At 60.8% G+C, this 23,637-nt stretch carries 24 protein-coding genes and 1 other RNA gene; 21 read left to right on the top strand and 4 right to left on the bottom strand.

The annotated features are described in order from the left end of the window. Nucleotides 1-53 precede the first annotated feature (53 nt). From rplM to DK261_RS18865, 7 genes are all read left to right on the top strand, one after another. Entirely contained in the window at nucleotides 54-482 is a 429-nt protein-coding gene (gene rplM / locus DK261_RS18895) for a 50S ribosomal protein L13 (RefSeq protein WP_007928449.1), read from the top strand. Nucleotides 483-496: 14 nt separating this feature from the next. Continuing rightward, nucleotides 497-889 carry a 30S ribosomal protein S9 gene (rpsI, locus tag DK261_RS18890; RefSeq protein ID WP_003228056.1) on the top strand — a complete coding sequence of 131 codons (393 nt, stop codon included), beginning with the start codon at nucleotides 497-499 and terminating at the stop codon, nucleotides 887-889. A 257-nt stretch (nucleotides 890-1,146) separates the two neighbouring features. Continuing rightward, the gene (gene petA / locus DK261_RS18885) at nucleotides 1,147-1,740 is read left to right on the top strand and encodes a ubiquinol-cytochrome c reductase iron-sulfur subunit (RefSeq protein ID WP_007928454.1); all 594 of its coding nucleotides are present in this window, start codon (nucleotides 1,147-1,149) and stop codon (nucleotides 1,738-1,740) included. Next, on the top strand, nucleotides 1,740-2,951 hold the full coding sequence (locus DK261_RS18880) for a cytochrome bc complex cytochrome b subunit (protein ID WP_038635006.1): 1,212 nt from the start codon (nucleotides 1,740-1,742) through the stop codon (nucleotides 2,949-2,951). Before petA ends, DK261_RS18880 begins: the two co-directional genes overlap by 1 nt. After that, nucleotides 2,951-3,733 (top strand): cytochrome c1, encoded by a 783-nt coding sequence (locus tag DK261_RS18875; protein ID WP_009050727.1) that lies wholly within the window; start codon nucleotides 2,951-2,953, stop codon nucleotides 3,731-3,733. The genes DK261_RS18880 and DK261_RS18875 overlap by 1 nt, the downstream gene beginning before the upstream one ends. Nucleotides 3,734-3,884: 151 nt before the next feature. Beyond that, nucleotides 3,885-4,502 (top strand): glutathione S-transferase N-terminal domain-containing protein, encoded by a 618-nt coding sequence (locus tag DK261_RS18870; RefSeq protein WP_016703544.1) that lies wholly within the window; start codon nucleotides 3,885-3,887, stop codon nucleotides 4,500-4,502. Between the two features lie 16 nt (nucleotides 4,503-4,518). Then, a complete protein-coding gene (locus tag DK261_RS18865) occupies nucleotides 4,519-4,935 on the top strand; it encodes a ClpXP protease specificity-enhancing factor (RefSeq protein WP_007928461.1) in 417 nt (138 codons plus the stop codon). 55 nt (nucleotides 4,936-4,990) lie between these two features. Here DK261_RS18865 and DK261_RS18860 read toward each other — a convergent pair whose 3' ends face one another. The 4 genes from DK261_RS18860 to DK261_RS18845 all read right to left on the bottom strand — a co-directional run bounded on the left by DK261_RS18860 (nucleotide 4,991) and on the right by DK261_RS18845 (nucleotide 8,449). Further along, entirely contained in the window at nucleotides 4,991-5,569 is a 579-nt protein-coding gene (locus DK261_RS18860) for a BON domain-containing protein (RefSeq protein WP_009050725.1), read from the bottom strand. Continuing rightward, on the bottom strand, nucleotides 5,566-6,159 hold the full coding sequence (locus DK261_RS18855) for a phosphoheptose isomerase (protein ID WP_007928463.1): 594 nt from the start codon (nucleotides 6,157-6,159) through the stop codon (nucleotides 5,566-5,568). Before DK261_RS18855 ends, DK261_RS18860 begins: the two co-directional genes overlap by 4 nt. Before the next feature lie 107 nt (nucleotides 6,160-6,266). Further along, nucleotides 6,267-6,638: a YraN family protein gene (locus DK261_RS18850; protein ID WP_007928464.1), complete on the bottom strand. Its 372-nt coding sequence runs from the start codon at nucleotides 6,636-6,638 to the stop codon at nucleotides 6,267-6,269. Further along, nucleotides 6,638-8,449 (bottom strand): penicillin-binding protein activator, encoded by a 1,812-nt coding sequence (locus DK261_RS18845; protein WP_009050724.1) that lies wholly within the window; start codon nucleotides 8,447-8,449, stop codon nucleotides 6,638-6,640. Before DK261_RS18845 ends, DK261_RS18850 begins: the two co-directional genes overlap by 1 nt. 237 nt (nucleotides 8,450-8,686) lie before the next feature. On the opposite strand from DK261_RS18845, the gene rsmI reads away from it, so the two are divergent. The 14 genes from rsmI to DK261_RS18775 all read left to right on the top strand — a co-directional run bounded on the left by rsmI (nucleotide 8,687) and on the right by DK261_RS18775 (nucleotide 23,636). After that, nucleotides 8,687-9,541: a 16S rRNA (cytidine(1402)-2'-O)-methyltransferase gene (gene rsmI / locus DK261_RS18840; RefSeq protein WP_162096448.1), complete on the top strand. Its 855-nt coding sequence runs from the start codon at nucleotides 8,687-8,689 to the stop codon at nucleotides 9,539-9,541. 73 nt (nucleotides 9,542-9,614) lie between these two features. Further along, nucleotides 9,615-9,968: RNase P RNA component class A (gene rnpB, locus DK261_RS18835), an RNA gene on the top strand. Nucleotides 9,969-10,276: 308 nt separating this feature from the next. Continuing rightward, on the top strand, nucleotides 10,277-10,732 hold the full coding sequence (mraZ, locus tag DK261_RS18830; protein WP_003205355.1) for a division/cell wall cluster transcriptional repressor MraZ: 456 nt from the start codon (nucleotides 10,277-10,279) through the stop codon (nucleotides 10,730-10,732). Next, on the top strand, nucleotides 10,729-11,676 hold the full coding sequence (gene rsmH / locus DK261_RS18825; protein ID WP_038634999.1) for a 16S rRNA (cytosine(1402)-N(4))-methyltransferase RsmH: 948 nt from the start codon (nucleotides 10,729-10,731) through the stop codon (nucleotides 11,674-11,676). The genes mraZ and rsmH overlap by 4 nt, the downstream gene beginning before the upstream one ends. Further along, entirely contained in the window at nucleotides 11,673-11,966 is a 294-nt protein-coding gene (gene ftsL / locus DK261_RS18820) for a cell division protein FtsL (protein WP_009050721.1), read from the top strand. The genes rsmH and ftsL overlap by 4 nt, the downstream gene beginning before the upstream one ends. Then, complete coding sequence (locus tag DK261_RS18815) at nucleotides 11,966-13,690, top strand: penicillin-binding protein 2 (RefSeq protein WP_016703540.1); 1,725 nt, start codon at nucleotides 11,966-11,968, stop codon at nucleotides 13,688-13,690. Before ftsL ends, DK261_RS18815 begins: the two co-directional genes overlap by 1 nt. Continuing rightward, complete coding sequence (locus tag DK261_RS18810; protein ID WP_028683356.1) at nucleotides 13,690-15,153, top strand: UDP-N-acetylmuramoyl-L-alanyl-D-glutamate--2,6-diaminopimelate ligase; 1,464 nt, start codon at nucleotides 13,690-13,692, stop codon at nucleotides 15,151-15,153. Before DK261_RS18815 ends, DK261_RS18810 begins: the two co-directional genes overlap by 1 nt. Further along, nucleotides 15,146-16,513 (top strand): UDP-N-acetylmuramoyl-tripeptide--D-alanyl-D-alanine ligase, encoded by a 1,368-nt coding sequence (murF, locus tag DK261_RS18805; RefSeq protein ID WP_110176136.1) that lies wholly within the window; start codon nucleotides 15,146-15,148, stop codon nucleotides 16,511-16,513. Before DK261_RS18810 ends, murF begins: the two co-directional genes overlap by 8 nt. Then, nucleotides 16,513-17,595: a phospho-N-acetylmuramoyl-pentapeptide-transferase gene (gene mraY, locus DK261_RS18800; RefSeq protein WP_007928475.1), complete on the top strand. Its 1,083-nt coding sequence runs from the start codon at nucleotides 16,513-16,515 to the stop codon at nucleotides 17,593-17,595. Before murF ends, mraY begins: the two co-directional genes overlap by 1 nt. A 5-nt stretch (nucleotides 17,596-17,600) precedes the next feature. Continuing rightward, nucleotides 17,601-18,947 carry a UDP-N-acetylmuramoyl-L-alanine--D-glutamate ligase gene (gene murD / locus DK261_RS18795; protein WP_110176135.1) on the top strand — a complete coding sequence of 449 codons (1,347 nt, stop codon included), beginning with the start codon at nucleotides 17,601-17,603 and terminating at the stop codon, nucleotides 18,945-18,947. Continuing rightward, nucleotides 18,944-20,161, top strand: a complete 1,218-nt coding sequence (ftsW, locus tag DK261_RS18790) for a putative lipid II flippase FtsW (protein WP_007928477.1) — start codon at nucleotides 18,944-18,946, stop codon at nucleotides 20,159-20,161. The genes murD and ftsW overlap by 4 nt, the downstream gene beginning before the upstream one ends. Then, nucleotides 20,151-21,221: an undecaprenyldiphospho-muramoylpentapeptide beta-N-acetylglucosaminyltransferase gene (murG, locus tag DK261_RS18785; protein WP_009050717.1), complete on the top strand. Its 1,071-nt coding sequence runs from the start codon at nucleotides 20,151-20,153 to the stop codon at nucleotides 21,219-21,221. Before ftsW ends, murG begins: the two co-directional genes overlap by 11 nt. Then, a complete protein-coding gene (murC, locus tag DK261_RS18780; protein ID WP_009050716.1) occupies nucleotides 21,214-22,671 on the top strand; it encodes a UDP-N-acetylmuramate--L-alanine ligase in 1,458 nt (485 codons plus the stop codon). Before murG ends, murC begins: the two co-directional genes overlap by 8 nt. Further along, nucleotides 22,668-23,636 carry a D-alanine--D-alanine ligase gene (locus tag DK261_RS18775; protein ID WP_016703535.1) on the top strand — a complete coding sequence of 323 codons (969 nt, stop codon included), beginning with the start codon at nucleotides 22,668-22,670 and terminating at the stop codon, nucleotides 23,634-23,636. Before murC ends, DK261_RS18775 begins: the two co-directional genes overlap by 4 nt. Nucleotide 23,637: the final 1 nt, after the last annotated feature.

Here is a 23,637-nt window from a genome sequence, read left to right as displayed (position 1 = left end):
ATTCAGTAAGATCCGCCGTCTAATTTACAGGGCGGCCCCTGAGGCTATAAAGAATGAAAACTTTTACTGCTAAACCGGAAACAGTTAAGCGCGACTGGTTTGTCGTCGACGCTGCTGGTCAGACCCTGGGTCGTCTGGCCACCGAAATCGCGAGCCGTCTGCGTGGCAAGCACAAGCCTGAGTACACCCCTCACGTCGACACCGGTGACTACATCGTCGTGATCAACGCTGAGCAAGTACGTGTTACTGGCGCTAAAACCACTGACAAAATGTACTACTCCCACTCCGGTTTCCCGGGCGGCATCAAGTCGATCAACTTTGAAAAGCTGATCGCCAAGGCCCCTGAGCGCGTGATCGAGACCGCGGTAAAAGGCATGCTGCCTAAGAACCCGCTGGGTCGCGACATGTACCGTAAGCTGAAAGTCTATGCGGGCGCTGCACACCCTCATACTGCTCAGCAGCCCCAAGAACTGAAGATTTAACGGAATAGTTCATTATGTCGGCGACTCAAAATTACGGCACTGGCCGTCGCAAGACTGCAACCGCACGCGTTTTCCTGCGTCCGGGCACTGGTAACATCTCCATCAACAACCGCTCCCTGGATAACTTCTTCGGCCGCGAAACTGCCCGCATGGTAGTTCGTCAGCCGCTGGAACTGACCGAGACCGTCGAGAAGTTCGACATCTACGTCACCGTTATCGGCGGTGGTGTGAGTGGCCAAGCTGGCGCAATCCGCCACGGCATCACTCGCGCTCTGATGGATTACGACGAAACTCTGCGCAGCGCTCTGCGTAAGGCCGGTTTCGTAACCCGTGACGCACGTGAAGTTGAACGTAAGAAAGTTGGTCTGCGTAAAGCGCGTAAGCGTCCGCAGTACTCGAAGCGTTAATTCGCTTTCGCGTTCAAAAGAACGCCCAGTCTCCTCGCGGAGCTGGGCGTTTTTTTATGGGTGACTATTTTACAGTGTGACAACTTGCCACATCTGCAGAGCCCCTATACTACAGGGCTTGGGGCAGGGCCAAGTTGGTAATTACCTTGTCAGAGTAGGGGCTTTTCATTACCATTCGGCAAAATTTTTATAAGTTCAGATTTTTACTTAGTAGATGCCTGATTTAACAGGCCACAAAGCTGATGGGAGAGGACTGAATGAGCAATGACGGCGTGAATGCAGGCCGGCGTCGCTTCCTTGTAGCAGCCACATCCGTGGTGGGTGCTGCAGGAGCGGTGGGGGCTGCGGTCCCGTTCGTGGGGTCATGGTTTCCCAGTGCCAAGGCGAAAGCCGCAGGGGCACCGGTGAAAGTGAATATCAGCAAGATCGACCCAGGTCAGCAGATGATTGCTGAGTGGCGTGGTCAGCCGGTATTCATCGTCCGCCGTACACAGGAAATCCTGGGGAATCTCAAAAAGATCGAGGGTCAACTTTCCGACCCCGACTCCAAGAACTCTGTTCAACCAACCTACGTCGACCCGGAAGTGCGTTCGATCAAGCCAGAGATTCTGCTGCTGATCGGTATCTGCACCCACTTGGGTTGCTCGCCGACATTCCGCCCTGAAGTGGCGCCTGCAGATCTGGGCAAGGATTGGGTAGGTGGCTATTTCTGCCCTTGCCACGGTTCCCACTACGATCTGGCTGGCCGCGTCTACAAGTCGCAACCCGCGCCTTTGAACCTGCCAGTACCCCCGCATTCCTATGAGTCGGACGACCTTATTGTCATCGGCGTCGATACGGAGAAAGCGTGATGAGCAAGTTCATGGATTGGGTTGATGCGCGCTTCCCCGCGACCAAAATGTGGGAAGACCATCTCAGCAAGTATTACGCCCCGAAGAACTTCAACTTCTTCTATTTCTTTGGTTCCCTGGCTCTGCTGGTTCTGGTTAACCAGATCGTCACCGGTGTCTGGCTGACCATGAGCTACACCCCGTCGGCAGAAGAAGCTTTCGCTTCCGTCGAATACATCATGCGCGACGTCGAGTACGGCTCGATCCTGCGTCTGCTGCACTCTACCGGCGCTTCGGCGTTCTTCATCGTGGTCTATCTGCACATGTTCCGTGGCCTGCTCTACGGTTCCTACCAGAAGCCGCGTGAGTTGGTGTGGCTGTTCGGCATGCTGATCTACCTGGCGCTGATGGCCGAGGCCTTCATGGGCTACCTGCTGCCTTGGGGGCAAATGTCCTACTGGGGCGCCCAAGTGATCATCTCGCTGTTTGGTGCGATCCCGGTCATCGGTAACGACCTGACCCAGTGGATTCGTGGTGACTACCTGATTTCCGGCATCACCCTGAACCGCTTCTTCGCCTTGCACGTTGTGGCCCTGCCGATTGTGATTCTTGGTCTGGTGGTGCTGCACATCCTGGCGCTGCACGAAGTGGGTTCGAACAACCCGGATGGCGTGGACATCAAGAAGCACAAAGACGAAAACGGCATACCGCTGGATGGCATCGCGTTCCATCCGTACTACACCGTGAAAGACATCGTCGGTGTGGTGGTGTTCCTGTTCATCTTCTGTTCGATCGTGTTCTTCTTCCCGGAAATGGGTGGTTATTTCCTCGAGAAGCCGAACTTCGAACAGGCCAACCCGTTCAAGACGCCTGAGCATATCGCCCCGGTTTGGTACTTCACCCCGTTCTACGCGATTCTGCGTGCGGTTCCGGACAAGCTCTTGGGTGTGATTGCGATGGGTGCGGCGATCGCTGTGCTATTCGTGCTGCCATGGCTTGACCGCAGCCCGGTCAAATCCATGCGCTACAAGGGTTGGCTGAGCAAGATCTGGCTGGTGGTGTTCTGCATCTCGTTCGTGATCCTGGGGATCCTGGGCGTCCTGGCACCGACTCCAGGTCGTACGCTGCTGTCGCAGGTATGTACCTTTCTGTACTTCGCCTACTTCATTCTGATGCCGTTCTACACCAGGCTCGAGAAGACCAAACCGGTTCCGGAAAGGGTGACTGGCTGATGAAAAAGCTATTTGCTGTACTGATTCTTGCTGCTATGCCTGTACTGTCCTTCGCGGCCGCACAAGGTGGTCCCGAGCTGGAAAAAGTCGACATCGACGTCTCCGACAAGGCCGCCATGCAGGATGGCGCGCGGACATTCGCCAACTACTGCATGGGCTGCCACAGCGCCAAGTTCCAGCGCTATGAGCGCGTTGCCGACGATCTGGGGATTCCTCACGATCTGATGATGAGCAAGCTGGTGTTCACCGGTGCAAAAATCGGCGATCACATGAACATCGGCATGCAGCCGGCTGATGCCAAGACCTGGTTCGGTGCGGCTCCGCCCGACCTGACCCTGGTGGCTCGTGTGCGTGGTACCGACTGGCTCTATGGCTACCTGCGTTCCTTCTACGAAGACCCTGCGCGCCCATGGGGCGTGAACAACAAGGTCTTCCCGAACGTGGGCATGCCTAACGTTCTGGTCGGCCTGCAAGGCCGCCAGGTTGTGGGTTGCAAGCAGGTTCAGATCGTCGAAGACGGCAAGAAGCAATACGATCCGCTGACCGGCACCGCTTTGACCCATGAAGCCTGCGACCAGCTGACCGTGCTGCCAAAAACCGGCGCGCTCAACGAAGAGCAGTTCAACGAGAAGGTCAAGAACCTGGTGACCTTCCTGGCCTACTCGGCCAACCCGGTCAAGCTGGAGCATCAACGTATCGGCACCTATGTGTTACTGTATCTGGCCTTCTTCTTCGTGTTCGCCTATCTGCTCAAGCGCGAATACTGGAAAGACGTTCATTGATAAAGCTGTAATTCATTGCTGTTAATCGTGCGCGCCCAAGGGCGTCTCTGAAGGTGTAACGAGTCTGGATCATCCAGGCGTTACGGGAGGCGCCCTCTGGGCGCGCTCGTTTTTCTGCTTCCGATAATTTCAACAAGCGAGGAGGACCGCCATGGGCGTGACCAATCGGTTGGCCTGTTACTCCGACCCCGCCGACCACTATTCCCACCGGGTACGTATCGTGCTCGCAGAGAAGGGTGTCAGCGCCGAGATCATCAGTGTGGAGGCGGGGCGTCAGCCGCCGAAGCTGATCGAAGTGAACCCTTACGGCAGTCTGCCCACCCTGGTCGATCGTGACCTGGCGTTGTGGGAGTCGACCGTGGTGATGGAATATCTGGATGAGCGTTACCCGCACCCGCCACTACTGCCGGTTTACCCTGTGGCGCGTGCCAATAGCCGTCTGCTGATCCATCGGATCCAGCGTGACTGGTGTGGGCTGGTGGACCTGATCCTGGATTCCCGGACCAAGGAAACGGCTCGGGCTCAGGCGCGTAAAGAGCTGCGTGAGAGCCTGACCGGGGTTTCGCCGCTGTTCGCGGAGAAGCCGTTTTTCCTCAGCGAGGAACAAAGTCTGGTGGATTGCTGCCTATTACCAATACTCTGGAGATTACCGATTCTGGGTATTGAATTGCCACGGCAAGCCAAGCCGTTGCTTGATTATATGGAGCGCCAGTTCGCCCGTGAGACGTTCCAGGCAAGTCTGTCTGGCGTCGAACGCGACATGCGCTAAGGCTTAAGGAGCCGCTATGAACTCCAGTCGACCTTATCTGGTCCGCGCGCTCTACGAGTGGATTGTGGACAACGATTGCACCCCGCATATGCTGGTCAATTCCGAATACCCGGCGGTGCAGGTGCCTCAGGGTTTCGCCAGTGACGGACAGATCGTCCTGAATATTTCGCCGAGTGCCGTGCGCCATCTGCACATGGATAACGAGGTGGTGACTTTCGAGGGGCGCTTCGGTGGTGTCCCGCATAGCTTGTACGTCCCTGTGCCGGCGATCCTGGGCATTTACGCCCGGGAGAATGGTCAGGGTATGGTGTTCGATCTGGAGTCGCCCGTGGATGACGAGGACGATGAAATCGAGCCGGATGATGATATCCCGCCACCGGATAACGAGCCGCCGCGTCCAAGCGGCCGACCCAGTCTGAAGGTCGTGAAGTAATAAAAAAGGCGATCCATCCGGATCGCCTTTTTTGTGCCCGTACCTTTCACCTGCATCAGTCGATGTATTCGAACAGCTTGACGATTTTCTGCACGCCGGAAACGCCCTGTACCAGATTGGTCGCCTGGGTGGCTTCCTGTTGGGTCAGCAGGCCCATCAGATAGACGATGCCGTTTTCCGTCACGACCTTGATGCGCGAGCCTGGAATGCTGGCGTCGGTCAACATCTGGGTCTTGATCTTGGTGGTCAGCCAGGCATCGTTCTGCCGGGCCAGCAGGGAAGAGGGCGGCAGAACCTGCAGTTCGTTGTGGACCTTCTTCACCCGCTGCACGGCGCTGGCGGCCTGCTCGGCGAGAGTCTTGAGGTCGGCCCGCGGGGTCTGGCCGGCCAGCAGGACGATGCCGTTGAAGCTGGTCACCACGATGTGTGAATTGTGGTCCAGGTCCGGGCTGGCTTTGGCGACGTTCACTTCGACTTTGGTCTGGATCAATGAGTCATCGATCTTGCTGCCGAAGGTGCGGGTGCCGCGGTCATCTTCGATCGGGCTTTCGCGGGTGGCGGTAATCACCGAGCTGCAACCGCTGATGCTCAAGGCTAGGGTCAGGGCCAGTAGGCCAAGGCGATTAGGGGTCATTCTTCACTCCCGAACAGTTGGCTGTCGATCAAGTCGCAGAGGCAGTGGATCGCCAGCAGGTGGACTTCCTGGATGCGTGCAGTGACGTTGGCCGGTACGCGAATCTCGACATCTTCCGGCAATAGCAGGGATGCCATGCCGCCGCCATCGCGACCGGTCAATGCTACGACAATCATTTCGCGATCATGTGCGGCCTGGATCGCTTGAATAATGTTCGCTGAGTTGCCGCTGGTGGAAATCGCCAGCAGGACGTCGCCGGGCTGGCCCAGGGCGCGAATCTGCTTGGAAAAGACTTCGTTGTAGCTGTAGTCGTTGGCGATCGAGGTGATCGTCGAGCTGTCGGTGGTCAGCGCAATGGCTGGCAGGCTCGGGCGCTCGCGCTCGAAACGGTTGAGCAGCTCGGAAGAAAAGTGCTGGGCATCGCCGGCCGAGCCGCCGTTGCCGCAGGAAAGCATTTTCCCTTCGTTGAGCAGGGCGTTGACCATGACCTGGCTGGCTTGCTCGATGTGCGGTGCAAGTACGTCCATCGCCTGTTGCTTGGTGTCGATACTGGCCTGAAAAAGCTGGCGAATTCGGGATTGCATGTCCATCTGTGTGACCTTAAGTAGCGCGGCTTTCTGGCACATGAATGTGCTGCCCGCAAAGCAAAGAGCAAAAATGTTGAGTGAAAATGTCCGGCTCGGCCCGAGAGCGTCGATCAGCTTTCAAAGGCATTCCGTAGCCAGTTCAAATGAGTTGTCGTGCCTGGGGCGCTGTCTATGGCGACCACATCGAAACGGCAAGGGTGGTTGGACCAGCGCGACTCGCGCTGCAGGAAAAACTGTGCGGCGAGTATCAGTTTCTGACGCTTGCGTGCGTCGATACTGCCCAGTGCGCCACCCCATTGCGTGTGTTGTCTGTAGCGGACTTCGACGAATACTACTGTATCGCCGTCAAGCATGACCAGATCAAGCTCGCCGCGTTTGCACAACCAGTTCTGCGCCAGCAGGCGCAGCCCCTGTTGTTCAAGATGCCGGAGCGCTTGGGCTTCGGCATCCTGACCGCTTTGCTGGCGTGATCGTTGTGGCATTAACGCTGGGTGTCGGGCAGGCGAGTGATCTGGCCGCTGACGAACTCGGCCCATGGCAACTGGCGTTGAACGCGCTGGCTCGGGCTCATGGTCAGGCTGCCCGACAGGCCTTCGATGCGGCTGTCCGGCAGCGCCTTGAGTTGCCCCAGGCGTGGCGCCAGTCGGTAGGCGTCGGCACCCATCGCATACAGTCGGCCCAGGCTGCCACCGGCTTGTGGCCACTGCGCGGCGACCTGACGACGCAGCGGGTCATTGGCGTCCAGCAGCCAAGGCGTTTCGCAGAAGCGTACGCCATTCATGTCGTTGTACTGGTTCTGGTCGCCGTTGGCGCTGAAAACGTGGGAGGTGGCATAGACAGGTACATCGCCAGCGTACTGAAAGTTCAGGGTCGGCTTGATCTGTTGTGCCTGTTGCGGTGTGGACGCGAGGAAAATGAACTCGATGTCCTGGCGGCGCGAAGGTTGTGCGGCCACCTGGGTGCCGGCGGCGTTCTGCAGGCTCTTGGCGCGAGCTTCGCTCTGGCGCAGTTGGAACAGGTCGGCAATCTGCTGGGCCAGGGCCACCGGCTGATCGACGCGTTCGATACCGACCACGCTACCGCCGTTGCTTTCCCAGTCCTGACGGAAAGCCTTGAGCACACGATCGCCCCATTCGCCGCGTGGCACCAGGACAGCGGCGCGGTGCAGGCCGTCGGCGCGAGCGCGACGGGAGACTTCGCGAGCTTCGTCTTCGGCAGCCAGGCCGAACTGGAACAGTTGCGCCGGGCCTTGCTCGCCTTCGCTGTAGTTCAGCGCCAGGGTGGTGATAGGCAGTTGCGGGCGTGCGGCGAGCTGTTTGACCAGCGGTTTTTCCAGCGGGCCGACGACCAGTTGCACGCCATCAGCCTGGGCCTTGCGGTAGAAGTCATCCAGCGAAGTCAGGCGCGAGCTGTCGTAGAACTCGATGCTGGGTGGTTTCTGTCCGGCTTGCTGGGCCTGATAGTGTGCGGCCATGAAACCGTCGCGCAGGGCCTTGGAGACCGCAGCCAGCGGGCCGTCCTGCGGCAACAGCAGGGCGATCTTGGACAGCGGCTGGCTGGCCAGCTCCTTGAGTTTGGTCAGTGGCAGCGGCAGTTGAATGGCGGCCGGATGCTTGGGGTTCTGTGCGCGCCAGTTGTCGATGGCGGCCTGCTGTTGTTCCAGGGTACCGGCAGTCTTCACTGCCAATGCCAGGCTCATCCAGCCGCCGAGGTCGTCGTTGCTGACGGCTTGCAGTTGATCGGTCGGCAAGCTGGCAATCAATGCCCAGATGGCTTCATGGTTCTTGCTCGCGGCGTCGTCCTTGAGCAATGGTGCAATGAAGATGCGCTCCCGTGCTGCGGCGAGAGCCTGGCCGTCGGCCTCGAGTGCGCGAGCATGGATGGTGCCGGTGCGGATCTGCTGCTCTTCCGGCAGTTCGCTCAGGCGTTGCAGGCTCGGGTGGCTCAGGGCAGTCAGGGCCGCCTTTGGCTGGTTGCGAGTCATGGCCAGTTCGGCCGCCAGGGTGCTGGCGAAAACCTGCTGGCCGGGCTTGAGTTGCTCCATTGGCACTTGTTGCAGGATTTGCGCGGCCTGGCCGGCGTTGCCCTGGCGATAGGCCAGGTCGGCAGCGCTCAAGCGCAGCAGGGCTGCCTTGTCGGGTGTTTTGCTGTTGGCGGCCTGTTCGAGCAGTTGCTCGATGCTGGCATCCGGGGTCCGTGGAAGTTCGCCAAGGCTGGAGGAGGGCGAGCTGGCGCAAGCTGCCAGGAGGGCAGCAAGGCATAAGGCAGAGAACAGCCGCAGGCAAGCGATCATGTAAGTGTTCCTGATACTCGATCAAATTAGCGTGGAATTGTACCCAAGCACTGGCCGGGGCGCGATCTTACTGGCAATAAACCGTCTATTTTAGGTCGTGCAAATGTTGCAGCGCTTTAGAATGGCCGGTGTTGTCGCAGGTGCGAGGTGCCTGCGGCACGCATTCCGAAGGCATCTACGCGCTACAATGTCGGTTTTACCGATCAAGAGGTGTGCGCTTTGACTGCTCCAGGTCCTTTGAATTCCGCTGCTGGCTCGCTTTATGTGGTGGCGACGCCCATCGGCAACCTGGACGACATCAGTGCCCGGGCCTTGAAGATCTTGCGTGAGGTGGCGTTGATCGCCGCCGAGGACACGCGTCACTCGCAGCGCTTGATGCAGCACTTCGGGATTTCCACGCCGCTGGCCGCCTGCCATGAACATAACGAGCGGGATGAAGGCAGCCGCTTTCTGACCCGTCTGTTGGCGGGAGACAGCGTTGCGCTGATTTCTGACGCGGGCACGCCGTTGATCTCCGATCCGGGTTACCACTTGGTGCGTCAGGCGCGGGCGGCGGGAATTAATGTCGTTCCTGTTCCTGGGGCTTGCGCTCTGATTGCGGCCTTGTCGGCGGCGGGGCTGCCTTCCGATCGTTTTATCTTCGAAGGGTTTCTGCCGGCCAAGGCGGTAGGGCGGCGCGGGCGTCTTGAGCTATTAAAGGAAGAGCCGCGCACGCTGATTTTCTATGAGGCGCCACACCGCATTCTCGAGTGCCTGCAGGATATGGAGCTGGTGTTTGGTGGCGAGCGTCCGGCATTGCTGGCGCGGGAACTGACCAAGACCTTTGAAACCCTCAAGGGCTTGCCGCTTTCGGAGTTGCGCGCTTTCGTCGAGGCGGACAGCAATCAGCAGCGCGGCGAATGCGTGGTGCTGGTGGCGGGGTGGTCGGCGCCAGAGAGCGACGAGGCCGTAAGCGGTGAGGCAATGCGAGTTCTTGATCTGCTGCTCAAGGAGATGCCGCTCAAGCGGGCTGCGGCATTGGCGGCGGAAATTACCGGCGTGCGCAAGAATGTTCTCTATCAGGCGGCGCTGGATAAACAGAAAGGCGAGTAAACGCGATCGGCGGAATGGCAAAAGGCTTTTATCACTTGTTCTTCCGCCGCTCTGCCGTTAACCTGCGCGGCGGAGAGTCGATTGGACAGTCGCTGCCCTCTATGAAAATTAGAGGGGGGAGGAAAGTCCGGGCTCCATAGGGCGGAGTGCCAGGTAATGCCTGGGAGGCGCGAGCCTACGGAAAGTGCCACAGAAAATAACCGCCTAAGCACTTCGGTGCCGGTAAGGGTGAAAAGGTGCGGTAAGAGCGCACCGCACGTCTGGCAACAGTTCGTGGCTAGGTAAACCCCACTCGGAGCAAGACCAAATAGGGTTCCAAGGCGTGGCCCGCGCTGGAACCGGGTAGGTTGCTAAAGATGTCCAGTGATGGCCATCGTAGAGGAATGACTGTCCTCGACAGAACCCGGCTTACAGATCGACTCTCCACCTTTTCCCTCCCTGCTTGAATCAATAGCAGAAGCGCTTTTGTAATACCGAAAAGATCTTACTCTTAACAAATTACTTTAACTTCGCGATACAGCTCCTTGAGCTGATTGAAGTTATTGCGCCAAATCCTTCGCCAAATTCCCGTTACCCCTCCTTTTAGTCTCCTAAATCTCCGTTCTATAAGGCTTTTCCGTCGCTCCGTGCCTTGACGGTGTGGTGGGCGCATTCCTATAGTGTGCGCAAGTGGCGGAAAGTGGCATGAAGTGGGTTTTTTGGACGTAAAACGCTAAAATTTGGAGAAACGCTGACGTGTTTCGCGGAGCTAACGCTATCAGTCTCGACGCAAAGGGCCGTCTCGCCATGCCGAGCCGGTACCGTGACGAGCTCGTTTCGCGTAGTTCCGGGCAACTTATCGTCACTATTGATGCCGTTGATCCGTGTTTGTGTGTCTACCCCCTCGATGAGTGGGAAATTATTGAAACCAAGCTGCGCGCGCTGCCTTCGCTACGTGAAGAAAACCGTCGCTTGCAGCGTTTGTTGATTGGTAATGCCGTCGACCTCGAACTCGATGGCAGTGGTCGTTTTCTGGTTCCGCCACGTCTGCGCGAATATGCCAAGTTGGATAAGCGCGCAATGTTGGTAGGCCAACTGAACAAGTTCCAACTGTGGGACGAGGATGCCTGGAATGCTGTTTCTGCAGCGGACCTGGCAGCTATTCAACAACCGGGCGCCATGCCTGATGAACTGCGTGATTTGATCCTGTGACTATTGATAGCGGCTTTAACCACATCACCGTACTGCTTGACGAAGCCGTCGAGGCTCTCGCCGTACGTCCTGATGGCTGCTATCTGGATGGCACCTTCGGTCGCGGCGGTCATAGTCGTTTGATCCTCAGCAAGCTCGGGCCGGATGGCCGGCTGCTCGGATTCGACAAAGATCCTCAAGCGATTGCCACCGGGCAAGCGCTAGCGGCCGAAGACGGCCGCTTTGTCGTTGTGCAGCGCAGCTTTGCCGAGCTGGGTTCGGAAGTGGCCGAGCGTGGCCTGGATGGCAAGGTCAGCGGTGTGTTGCTCGACCTGGGCGTATCTTCGCCGCAGCTCGACGATCCTGAACGCGGCTTCAGTTTTCTCAATGACGGTCCCCTGGATATGCGCATGGACCCGTCCCGCGGCATCAGCGCGGCGGAGTTCGTCAACACCGCTCCGGTGGAAGAAATCGCCCGTGTGTTCAAGGAATACGGCGAAGAGCGTTTCTCCGGTCGCATGGCCCGCGCCGTGGCTGAGCGCCGCGACATCAAGCCGTTCGAGCGCACCGCCGACCTGGCGGAGGTCTTGAAGGTCGCCAACCCGGCGTGGGAAAAGGGCAAGAACCCGGCTACCCGCGCATTCCAGGGGTTGCGCATTCACGTCAACAACGAGCTGGGCGATCTCGAGACCGGCCTCGAAGCAGCGCTGGAATCTCTCGAAGTGGGCGGTCGCCTGGTGGTGATCAGCTTCCATTCCCTGGAAGATCGCATCGTCAAATTGTTCATGCGCAAGCTGGTGAAGGGCGAGGCGGACAACTTGCCTCGCAATCTGCCGGTACGCCACGTGGCTTTCGAGCCGAAAATCAAAATCCATGGCAAAGCGCAGACGGCCTCCGATGCCGAGCTCAAAGCCAACCCGCGTGCTCGTAGTGCTGTCATGCGCGTTGCGGAGAAGCTGCGGTGAGCAAGCTTTTCGCCAAGCCACTTCCAGGCGGAAGCTTTTTCATGCTTCTGCTGTTCATCGGCGTTCTGGTGTCCGCGATTGCGGTGTCCTATAGCGCGCATTGGAATCGTCAGCTGCTCAACACGCTGTATGGCGAGTTGAGTGTGCGCGACAAGGCGCAGGCGGAGTGGGGCCGGCTGATTCTTGAACAAAGCACTTGGACCGCCCATAGCCGGATCGAAGTGCTGGCCACCGAACAACTGAAAATGCGTATTCCCGGCGCGGCAGAAGTCCAGATGGTGGCGCCATGATGAAGCTTGAAGGCGCACTCTTTCCCTGGCGGTTCCGCCTGGTGCTGGGTTTGCTCGGCATCATGGTGGCGGCGATCGCCTGGCGCATCATCGATCTGCAGGTCGTCGATCGCGACTTCCTCAAGGGGCAGGGCGATGCGCGCAGCGTTCGGCATATTCCGATCCCGGCTCACCGTGGCCTGATCACCGACCGTAACGGCGAGCCGCTGGCCGTCAGTACGCCGGTGACCACCCTGTGGGCCAACGCCAAGGAAATGCAACTGGCCAAGGACAAGTGGCCAGCATTGGCTGCTGCCTTGGGGCAAGACCCCAAAGCACTGGCCGAGCGTCTTGAAGCCCAGGCCAATAAAGAGTTCATCTACCTGGTGCGTGGCCTGACGCCCGAGCAGGGCCAGCAGGTTCTCGATCTCAAGGTGCCGGGGGTCTATGGCATCGAAGAGTTCCGGCGTTTCTACCCGGCCGGCGAAGTGACCGCGCACATGGTCGGCTTTACCGACATCGACGACCGAGGTCGCGAGGGGGTCGAACTGGCCTATGACGAGTGGCTGGCCGGGGTGCCGGGCAAGCGTCAGGTCATCAAGGATCGGCGCGGCAGACTGATCAAAGATGTCCAGGTCACCAAAAACGCCAAGGCCGGCAAGCCCTTGGCGTTGTCGATTGACCTGCGCCTGCAATACCTGGCCAACCGCGAATTGCGCAATGCCATCGTCGAGAACGGCGCCAAGGCCGGCAGCCTGGTCATCATGGACGTGAAGACCGGCGAGATCCTGGCCATGGTCAACCAGCCGACCTACAACCCGAACAACCGTCGCAACCTGCAACCGGCGATGATGCGCAACCGCGCCATGATCGACGTGTTCGAACCGGGTTCGACCATGAAAGCCATCTCCATGAGCGCGGCGCTGGAAACCGGCCGCTGGAAACCGAGCGACACCGTCGAGGTTTATCCGGGCACGCTGCAGATCGGCAAATACACCATTCGCGACGTATCCAAGAGCGAAGGCGCGGTGCTTGACCTGACCGGAATTCTGATCAATTCCAGTAACGTCGGCATGAGCAAGATCGCCTTCGATATCGGCGGCGAAGCCATCTTCCGTCTGGCCCAGAAAATCGGCCTCGGCCAGGATACCGGCCTCGGTTTCCCGGGCGAGCGTGTCGGCAACCTGCCGAATTACCGTGAATGGCGCAAGGCCGAGACGGCCACGCTGTCGTACGGCTACGGTATCTCGGTGACGGCGATCCAGTTGGTTCACGCCTTCTCGGCGCTGGCCAATAACGGTCGTATCGCTCCACTGACTCTGATCAAAACCGACAAGACCCCGGAAACCACCCAAGTGATTCCGGAAAAGGTCGCCAAGACCATGCAAGGCATGTTGCAGCAGGTGATCGAGGCTCCGCGCGGCGTGTTCCGTGCCCAGGTGCCGGCGTATCACGTGGCCGGCAAGAGTGGTACCGCGCGCAAGACTTCGGTCGGCACCAAGGGTTATGCCGAGAACTCCTACCGTTCGCTGTTCGCTGGTTTCGGCCCGATGAGCGATCCGCGTTACGCCATAGTCGTGGTGATCGACGAGCCGAGCAAGGCCGGCTACTTCGGTGGCTTGGTATCGGCACCGGTGTTCAGCAAAGTGATGTCCGGCACCCTGCGTCTGATGAATATCTCGCCGGACAACCTGCCACCTACCCAACAAGCCAATGCGGCACCAGCTAAAGGAGGGCGCGGCTGATGTCTCTTAGCCTGAACAAGATTTTCGCCCACGCTGGTCGCGATCTGCTGATTCGCGAACTGACCCTGGACAGCCGCAATGTGCGCGCCGGCGATCTGTTCCTTGCGGTTCCTGGCGGCAAGTTCGATGGCCGTGCGCACATCGCCGATGCCTTGCAGCGCGGTGCGGCTGCCGTGGCTTATGAAGTCGAAGGCGCGACCGTCCTGCCGATTACCGACGTACCGCTGATTCCGGTCAAAGGCCTGGCGGCGCAGCTGTCGGATATCGCCGGACGTTTTTATGGCGATCCGAGTCGTCATCTCAACCTGATTGGCGTGACCGGTACCAACGGCAAGACCAGCGTGACCCAGTTGGTCGCGCAAGCGCTCGACCTGCTGGGCCAGCACTGCGGCATCGTCGGCACCCTGGGCAGCGGTTTTTATGGCGCGCTGCAAAGCGGGATGCACACCACGCCGAACCCGATTGCCGTACAGGCCACCCTGGCCGACCTGAAAAAGGCCGGTGCCAAGGCCGTGGCGATGGAAGTGTCGTCCCATGGTCTCGACCAGGGGCGGGTCAGTGCGCTGGCCTTCGATGTGGCGGTGCTGACCAACCTGTCTCGCGACCACCTGGATTATCACGGCACCATGGAAGCCTACGGCTCCACCAAGGCCAAGCTGTTCGGTTGGACCGACCTGGGTTGCCGAGTCATCAACCTCGACGATGAGTTCGGTCGGCTGTTGGCCAGTGACGAGCAGGATTCGCGGCTGATCACCTACAGCCTCGAGGATCCGCGGGCCTATCTGTACTGCCGCGAAGCGCAATTCGACGACGAAGGCGTGCGTGCGACCCTGGTGACTCCGCAGGGTGAGCATCATCTGCGCAGCACCTTGCTCGGCCGTTTCAACCTGAGCAACGTGCTGGCCGCTGTCGGTGCCTTGCTTGGCCTGGATTACGCCCTCGACGAAATCCTTCACGTGCTGCCGAAACTGGAAGGTCCGGCCGGTCGCATGCAGCGCCTGGGCGGCGGTTCGCAACCGCTGGTGGTGGTCGATTACGCTCACACCCCGGATGCCCTGGAAAAAGTATTGCTGGCCCTGCGTCCCCACGCCAAGGGCCGTTTGCTGTGCCTGTTCGGCTGCGGCGGCGATCGCGATCGCGGCAAGCGTCCGCTGATGGCGGAAGTGGTCGAGCGCCTGGCCGACGGCGTGCTGGTTACCGACGACAACCCGCGTACGGAAGATCCAGCGCAGATTTTCGACGACATTCGTACCGGCTTCAGTGCGGTGGACAAGGTCGAGTTCGTCTCCGGTCGCGGCCTGGCCATCGCCCAGCTGATCGCCGGCGCTTCGGCGGATGACGTCATTGTCCTGGCCGGTAAAGGTCATGAGGACTATCAGGAAATCAACGGCGTGCGTCTCGACTTCTCCGACCTGGTGGAAGCCGACCGGGCGCTGACTGCGTGGGAGGTGGCCCATGCTTAAGGCCCTGAAACTCAGTGAACTGAGCGGACCGTTGGCGGGTCGCCTGCTGGCTGGCGATTGCAGCTTCGATGGCGTGAGCATCGACAGCCGGGCGATCAAGCCGGGCCAACTCTTTGTTGCCCTGGCCGGCCCGCGTTTCGACGGCCATGACTACCTGAATGAGGTCGCTTCTAAAGGCGCCGTCGGTGCCCTGGTCGAACGCGAAGTGCCAGACAGCACGCTGCCGCAGTTGCTGGTCAGCGATACCCGGCAGGCGCTTGGACAGCTGGGAGCCTTGAATCGCGCGGCTTTCACCAAGCCTGTCGCGGCAATTACCGGCTCCAGCGGCAAGACCACGGTCAAGGAAATGCTGGCCAGCATCCTGCGTACGCGCGGGCCGGTGCTTGCCACACGCGGCAATCTGAACAACGACCTGGGCGCACCCTTGACCCTGCTGGAGCTGGCCCCGGAGCACACTGCGGCGGTGATCGAGCTGGGGGCTTCGCGCATCGGCGAAATTGCCTACACCGTGGCGATGACCAAGCCGCATGTCGCCATCATCAATAATGCCGGTACCGCTCATGTTGGCGAGTTTGGCGGGCCGGAAAAAATCGTCGAGGCCAAAGGCGAGATCCTCGAAGGGCTGGATGCTTCCGGTATCGCCGTGCTCAACCTCGACGACAAGGCCTTCCCGATCTGGAAAGCCCGCGCCGCCGGCCGTCAGGTGCTGAGTTTTGCCCTGACCAACAATGCCGCCGACTTTTACGCCTCGGATATCCAGCGTGATGCCCGTGGCTGCCCGAACTTCACCCTGCATGCTGGCAACGGCTCCGAGCGGATCCAGTTGAACCTGCTGGGTACCCATAACGTGGCCAATGCCCTGGCCGCTGCGGCTGCCGCTCATGCCCTGGGCGTGTCGCTGTTCGGCATCGCCACCGGGCTCAACGCGGTGCAGCCGGTCAAGGGCCGCACCGTCGCCCAGCTGGCGAAAAACGGCATGCGGGTCATCGACGACACCTACAACGCGAACCCCACGTCAATGTGCGCGGCCGTTGATATACTCGCCGGCTTTTCCGGCCGCACCGTCCTGGTGCTCGGAGATATCGGCGAGTTGGGCGATTGGGCGGAGCAGGGGCACCGCGAAGTGGGTGCTTATGCCGCCGGCAAGGTGTCGGCGCTCTACGCCGTGGGCCCGATGATGGTCCACGCGGTCGCCGCCTTTGGTGAGCACGCCCGACACTTCGCCAGCCAGGCCGAGCTGATCGCAGCCCTGGGCGCCGAGCAAGATACAAACACCACTATTTTGATCAAGGGATCGCGCAGCGCGGTGATGGAAAACATCGTCGCGGCTTTGTGTGGTTCCAGCACGGAGAAACATTGATGCTGCTGCTGCTAGCGGAGTACCTGCAACAGTTCTACAAAGGCTTCGCGGTCTTTCAGTACCTGACCCTGCGCGGGATTCTCGGGGTACTGACTGCGCTGGTGCTGTCCTTGTGGCTGGGGCCGTGGATGATCCGCACTTTGCAGACCCGTCAGATCGGCCAGGCCGTGCGTAACGACGGTCCGCAATCGCACCTCTCCAAGTCGGGCACCCCGACCATGGGCGGCGCGCTGATCCTCTCGGCAATCGGTATCAGCACCCTGCTGTGGGCCGACCTGAGCAACCGTTATGTGTGGGTGGTGTTGCTGGTCACCCTGTTGTTCGGCGCCATCGGCTGGGTCGATGACTATCGCAAGGTGATCGAGAAGAACTCCCGTGGTTTGCCTAGCCGCTGGAAGTACTTCTGGCAGTCGGTATTTGGCCTGGGCGCGGCGATCTTCCTGTATGTCACCGCGCAAACCCCGGTCGAAACCACCTTGCTGATCCCCATGCTCAAGGACGTCAGCATTCCGCTGGGTATCGGCTTCGTGGTCCTGACCTATTTCGTGATCGTTGGCTCCAGCAACGCGGTCAACCTGACCGATGGCCTCGACGGCCTGGCGATCATGCCGACCGTGATGGTGGGCGGTGCCCTGGGCATCTTCTGCTACCTGTCGGGTAACGTGAAATTCGCTGAGTACCTGCTGATTCCTTACGTTCCAGGCGCGGGTGAGCTGATCGTGTTCTGCGGCGCGCTGATCGGCGCCGGACTGGGCTTCCTGTGGTTCAACACCTACCCGGCACAAGTCTTCATGGGCGACGTCGGCGCGCTGGCACTGGGTGCGGCCCTGGGCACCATCGCGGTGATCGTTCGTCAGGAAATCGTCCTGTTCATCATGGGCGGTGTGTTCGTGATGGAAACCCTGTCGGTGGTCATTCAGGTGGCCTCCTTCAAGTTGACCGGTCGTCGTGTATTCCGCATGGCGCCAATTCACCACCACTTTGAACTCAAGGGCTGGCCCGAGCCGCGCGTGATCGTCCGTTTCTGGATCATCACCGTGATTCTCGTGTTGATCGGCCTTGCCACCCTGAAGCTGAGGTAGAACGAGTGTCTCTGATCGCTTCTGACCACTTCCGCATCGTTGTCGGCCTCGGCAAGAGCGGCATGTCCCTGGTTCGCTTCCTGGCGAGCCGGGGCGTGTCGTTTGCCGTCGCCGATACGCGGGAAAATCCACCGGAACTGGCCACGCTGCGCCGTGACTATCCGCATGTGGAAGTGCGTTGTGGCGAGTTGGACGTCGACTTCCTGTGCCGTGCCGACGAGCTCTACGTGAGCCCCGGCCTGGCCCTGGCGACCCCGGCCCTGCAAGCCGCCGCCGCCCGTGGGGTGAAACTTTCCGGCGATATCGAGCTGTTCGCGCGTAACGCGAAGGCGCCGATCGTCGCCATCAGCGGTTCCAACGCGAAAAGCACCGTGACCACCCTGGTGGGGGAAATGGCGGCGGCGGCGGGCAAGCGGGTCGCCGTGGGTGGAAACCTGGGTACCCCTGCCCTGGACCTGCTCAGCGACGACGTCGAGCTGTACGTCATGGAACTGTCCAGCTTCCAGCTGGAGACCACCGATCAGCTGGGTGCCGAAGTGGCCACCGTACTGAACATCAGCGAAGACCACATGGACCGCTACAGCGGCCTGCCGGCGTATCACCTGGCCAAACACCGGATCTTCCGGGGCGCCCGGCAGGTGGTGTTCAACCGCCAGGATGCCCTGACCCGGCCATTGATCGGCGAAGGCCTGCCGTGCTGGACCTTCGGTCTGAGCAAACCCGACTTCAAGGCGTTCGGCCTGCGTGAAGAGAACGGCGAGAAATACCTGGCCTTCGAATTCCAGAACCTGATGCCGGTGCGCGAGCTGAAGATCCGCGGCGCCCATAACCAGTCCAACGCCCTGGCGGCGCTGGCCCTGGGGCATGCGGTCGGCCTGCCATTCGACGCCATGCTCTCGGCCCTGCGCACCTTCGCCGGCCTCGAGCACCGCTGCCAGTGGGTTCGCGACCTGGATGGCGTGGGTTATTACAACGACTCCAAGGCCACCAACGTTGGCGCTGCCCTGGCGGCCATCGAAGGCCTGGGCGCGGACATCGAAGGCAAGATCGTGCTGATCGCCGGTGGCGACGGCAAAGGTGCCGAGTTCAAGGACCTGCGCGACCCGGTGGCGGCCAACTGCCGCGCCGTGATCCTGATGGGCCGCGATTCCGACAAGATCGGCGAGGCCATCGGCGATGCTGTGCCGCTGATTCGTGTCGGCTCCCTGGTCGAAGCTGTGGCGCAATGCCGTGCCACCGCCCAGGCCGGTGACGTGGTGCTGCTGTCGCCGGCCTGCGCCAGTTTCGACATGTTCAAAAATTATGAAGACCGTGGTCACCAGTTCGTCCGCGCCGTGGAGGATCTGGCATGAACCTGAGAGATATCATCAAGCCTTATCCATCGCCGATCATTACCGGGCGTGGCGTCGACCTCGATTTCCCGATGCTCGCCGGCTGCCTGACGCTGCTCGGCCTCGGGCTGATCATGATCGCCTCGGCCTCCACCGAAGTGGCGGCGGTGCAGTCGGGTAGTGCCCTGTACTACATGATTCGCCACCTTATCTATGTGGTGCTGGGCCTGGGTGCCTGCATCGTCACCATGATGATTCCGATCGCCACCTGGCAACGCCTGGGCTGGATGATGCTGCTCGGTGCCTTCGGTTTGCTGGTGATGGTGATCATTCCGGGGATCGGCCGTGAAGTGAACGGTTCGATGCGCTGGATCGGCTTCAGTTTCTTCAACGTCCAGCCTTCCGAGATCGCCAAGGTGTTCGTGGTGATCTACCTCGCCGGTTACCTGGTGCGTCGCCAGAAAGAAGTGCGCGAAAGCTGGATGGGCTTCTTCAAACCGTTCATCGTGCTGCTGCCGATGGCCGGCCTGCTGCTGATGGAGCCGGACTTCGGCGCCACCGTGGTGATGATGGGGGCCGCGGCGGCGATGCTGTTCCTCGGTGGGGTCGGGCTGTTCCGTTTTTCCTTGATGGTGGTGCTGGCGGTCGCGGCGGTGGTCCTGCTGATTCAGATGCAGCCCTATCGAATGGCGCGCCTGACCAACTTTGCCGACCCTTGGGCCGACCAGTTCGGCGCGGGCTACCAGCTGTCCCAGGCCCTGATTGCTTTTGGCCGTGGCGAATGGCTGGGCGTTGGCCTGGGTAACAGCGTGCAGAAACAGTTCTACCTGCCGGAAGCCCACACCGACTTCGTGTTCTCGGTCCTGGCCGAAGAACTGGGCGCCGTCGGTTCCCTGTGCACAGTGGCGCTGTTCGTCTTCGTCTGTATCCGTGGCATGTACATCGGCCTGTGGGCCGAGAAAGCCAAGCAGTTCTTTGCCGCCTATGTCGCTTATGGCCTGTCGTTCCTGTGGATCGGCCAGTTCCTGATCAACATTGGGGTGAACGTCGGCCTGTTGCCGACCAAAGGCCTGACCTTGCCATTCCTCAGTTATGGCGGCAGTTCGTTGGTGATCTGCTGCGCCTGCCTGGGCCTGTTACTGCGCATCGAGTGGGAGAGTCGGACCCACCTGGGCAGCGAAGAGATGGAGTTCAGCGAGAGCGACTTCGCCGAGGAGCCAAGCCATGGGCGCTAATGTGCTGATCATGGCCGGTGGCACCGGCGGTCACGTGTTCCCGGCGCTGGCCTGTGCCCGTGAGTTCCAGGCGCGCGGTTATACCGTGCACTGGCTCGGCACCCCGCGCGGTATCGAAAACGAGCTGGTGCCGAACGCCGGCCTGCAACTGCACCTGATCAACGTCAGCGGCCTGCGGGGCAAGAGCAAGCTGTCGCTGCTCAAGGCGCCATTCGTGTTGCTCAAGGCAGTGCTGCAGGCGCGCCGGATCATTCGTCAGCTCAAGCCGGTTTGTGTGCTGGGCTTTGGCGGTTATGTGACCGGCCCTGGCGGCGTCGCGGCAAAACTGTCCGGCGTGCCGGTGATCGTTCATGAACAGAACGCGGTCGCCGGTACCGCCAATCGGCTGCTGGTGCCGTTGTCGGCCCGAGTCTGCGAAGCTTTCCCGGACACCTTTGGTGCCTCCAGCAGCCGGCGTACTACCGGCAACCCGGTGCGCACCGAGCTGTTCCTCGATACACCGCGCGAGGCTTTGGCCGGACGCAAGGCGCGTTTGCTGATCCTGGGCGGAAGCCTGGGAGCAGAGCCGTTGAACAAGTTGCTGCCTGAAGCCCTGGCGCTGGTCTCCCCCGAGCTGCGTCCGGAAGTGTTTCATCAGGCCGGCAAAAACCACGATGAAGTGACTGCAGAGCGCTATCGCGCCGCCGGCGTCGAGGCGCAGGTGCAGCCGTTCATCAAAGACATGGCCCAAGCCTATGGCTGGGCTGACCTGGTGGTTTGTCGCGCAGGCGCGTTGACCGTCAGTGAACTGGCTGCCGCCGGTCTGCCTTCGATGCTCGTGCCTTTGCCTCACGCCATCGACGATCACCAGACCCGCAATGCCGATTATTTGGCTCGTGAAGGCGCTGCCTTCCTGATGCCGCAAAGAACGACTGGCGCAGCGGACCTTGCCGCTCGCCTGACAGAGGTTTTGATGCAACCGGAACGACTCAACAGCATGGCCGACGCCGCACGTCGCCTGGCCAAACCCGATGCCACCCGTAGCGTGGTCGATATCTGCCTGGAGGTGGCCCATGGTTGAGAATCAGAAAGCCATGCCACAACCGGAAATGCGCCGCATCCGTCGCATCCACTTCGTCGGTATCGGCGGCGTGGGCATGTGCGGGATCGCCGAAGTGCTGCTGAACCTGGGCTATCAGGTCTCCGGCTCCGACCTCAAGGCGTCGCCGGTTACCGAGCGCCTCGAGTCCTTCGGTGCGCAGATCTTTATCGGCCACCGTGCCGAGAACGCCGCCAACGCCGATGTACTGGTAGTGTCCAGCGCCGTGAACACCTCCAACCCGGAAGTGGCCACCGCCCTGGAACGCCGCATCCCGGTGGTGCCGCGCGCGGAAATGCTGGCCGAGCTGATGCGCTACCGCCACGGCGTCGCCGTTGCCGGTACCCACGGCAAGACCACCACCACCAGCCTGTTGGCCTCGGTGTTCGCCGCCGGTGGCCTGGACCCGACCTTCGTCATCGGTGGCCGGCTGAATGCAGCGGGTACCAATGCACAGTTGGGCACCAGCCGTTACCTGATCGCCGAAGCCGATGAAAGCGACGCCAGCTTCCTGCACTTGCAGCCGCTGGTAGCCGTGGTGACCAACATCGACGCCGACCACATGGCGACCTACGACGGTGACTTCAACAAACTGAAGAAAACCTTCGTCGAATTCCTGCACAACCTGCCGTTCTACGGCCTGGCCGTACTGTGCCTGGACGACCCGGTGGTGCGTGAGATCCTGCCGCAGGTCAAGCGTCCGACCGTCACCTACGGTTTCAATGAAGACGCCGATGTGCGGGCGATCAATGTACGCCAGCAGGGCATGCAGACCTTCTTCACCGTGCTGCGCCCCGATCGCGAGCCGCTGGATGTCTCGGTGAACATGCCGGGCAACCACAACGTGCTGAACGCGCTGGCAACCATCTGCATCGCCACCGACGAAGGCATCAGCGATGAAGCCATCGTCCAGGGCCTGTCGGGCTTCCAGGGCGTGGGTCGGCGCTTCCAGGTCTACGGCGAGCTGCCGGTGGAAGGCGGCAACGTGATGCTGGTGGACGACTACGGCCACCACCCGACCGAAGTCGCGGCGGTGATCAAGGCCGTGCGCGGTGGCTGGCCTGAGCGCCGCCTGGTGATGGTTTACCAGCCGCACCGTTTCAGCCGTACCCGCGACCTGTACGACGATTTCGTCCAGGTGCTGGCGGACGCCAACGTCCTGCTGTTGATGGAAGTCTACCCGGCGGGCGAAGAGCCGATCCCGGGGGCGGACAGCCGTCAGCTGTGCCACAGCATCCGTCAGCGCGGTCAGCTGGACCCGATCTACATCGAGCGTGGGGTCGACCTCGCGCCGCTGGTCAAGCCGCTGCTGCGTGCCGGCGACATCCTGCTGTGCCAGGGCGCCGGAGATATCGGCGGCCTTGCGCCGAAGCTGTTGAACAGTCCGTTGTTCGCGGGCGCCGTGCCTGCCGGTCAGGGGAAGTCGAAATGACCGCCGCCTACGCCTCTCTGTTTTCGACCATCGCGCCGAAGGATTTCGGCCGTGTCGCCGTGCTGTTCGGCGGCAAGAGCGCCGAGCGCGAAGTCTCGCTGAAGTCCGGCAATGCCGTGCTCGAAGCCTTGCTGAGCGCCGGTGTGGACGCGTTCGGCATCGACGTTGGTGACGACTTCCTGCAGCGCCTGCTGAACGAGAAGATCGACCGCGCCTTCATCATCCTCCACGGCCGTGGCGGCGAAGACGGCAGCATGCAGGGCCTGCTGGAGTGCCTGGGGATTCCCTACACCGGCAGCGGCATCCTGGCTTCGGCGCTGGCGATGGACAAACTGCGTACCAAGCAGGTCTGGCACAGCCTCGGTATTCCGACGCCACGCCACGCCGTACTTGGCTCCGAGGCCGATTGTATTTGCGCGGCTACGGAACTGGGCATGCCTTTGATCGTCAAACCGGCGCATGAAGGTTCCAGTATTGGTATGGCCAAAGTGACATCCGCGTCCGAACTGATCGACGCATGGAAAGCGGCCAGCACCTACGACTCGCAAGTCTTGGTTGAACAATGGATTCAAGGTCCGGAGTTCACCATCGCCACGCTGCGCGGCCAGGTATTGCCACCGATCGCCCTGGGCACGCCCCACACGTTTTACGACTACGACGCCAAGTACCTGGCTTCCGATACCCAGTACCGGATCCCGTGCGGCCTCGACAGCGACAAAGAGCAGGAGCTCATGGACCTGACGGCGAAGGCCTGCGGGGCGCTCGGTATCGCCGGTTGGGCGCGTGCCGACGTGATGCAGGACGCCGACGGCCAGTTCTGGTTCCTGGAAGTGAATACCGCCCCCGGCATGACCGATCACAGCCTGGTTCCGATGGCGGCGCGTGCCGCCGGTCTGGATTTCCAGCAGCTGGTTCTGGCCATCCTGGCGGAAAGTGTCGTCAGTAACGCAGAGCCGCGAGGTTAAG

Origin of the sequence: Pseudomonas sp. RW409 (assembly GCF_003184125.1) — a bacterium.
GTDB classification, from domain to species: domain Bacteria; phylum Pseudomonadota; class Gammaproteobacteria; order Pseudomonadales; family Pseudomonadaceae; genus Aquipseudomonas; species Aquipseudomonas chlororaphis_I.
The sequence above is the reverse complement of the archived record's forward strand: the minus strand, read 5'-3'. Positions and strand labels throughout refer to the sequence as shown.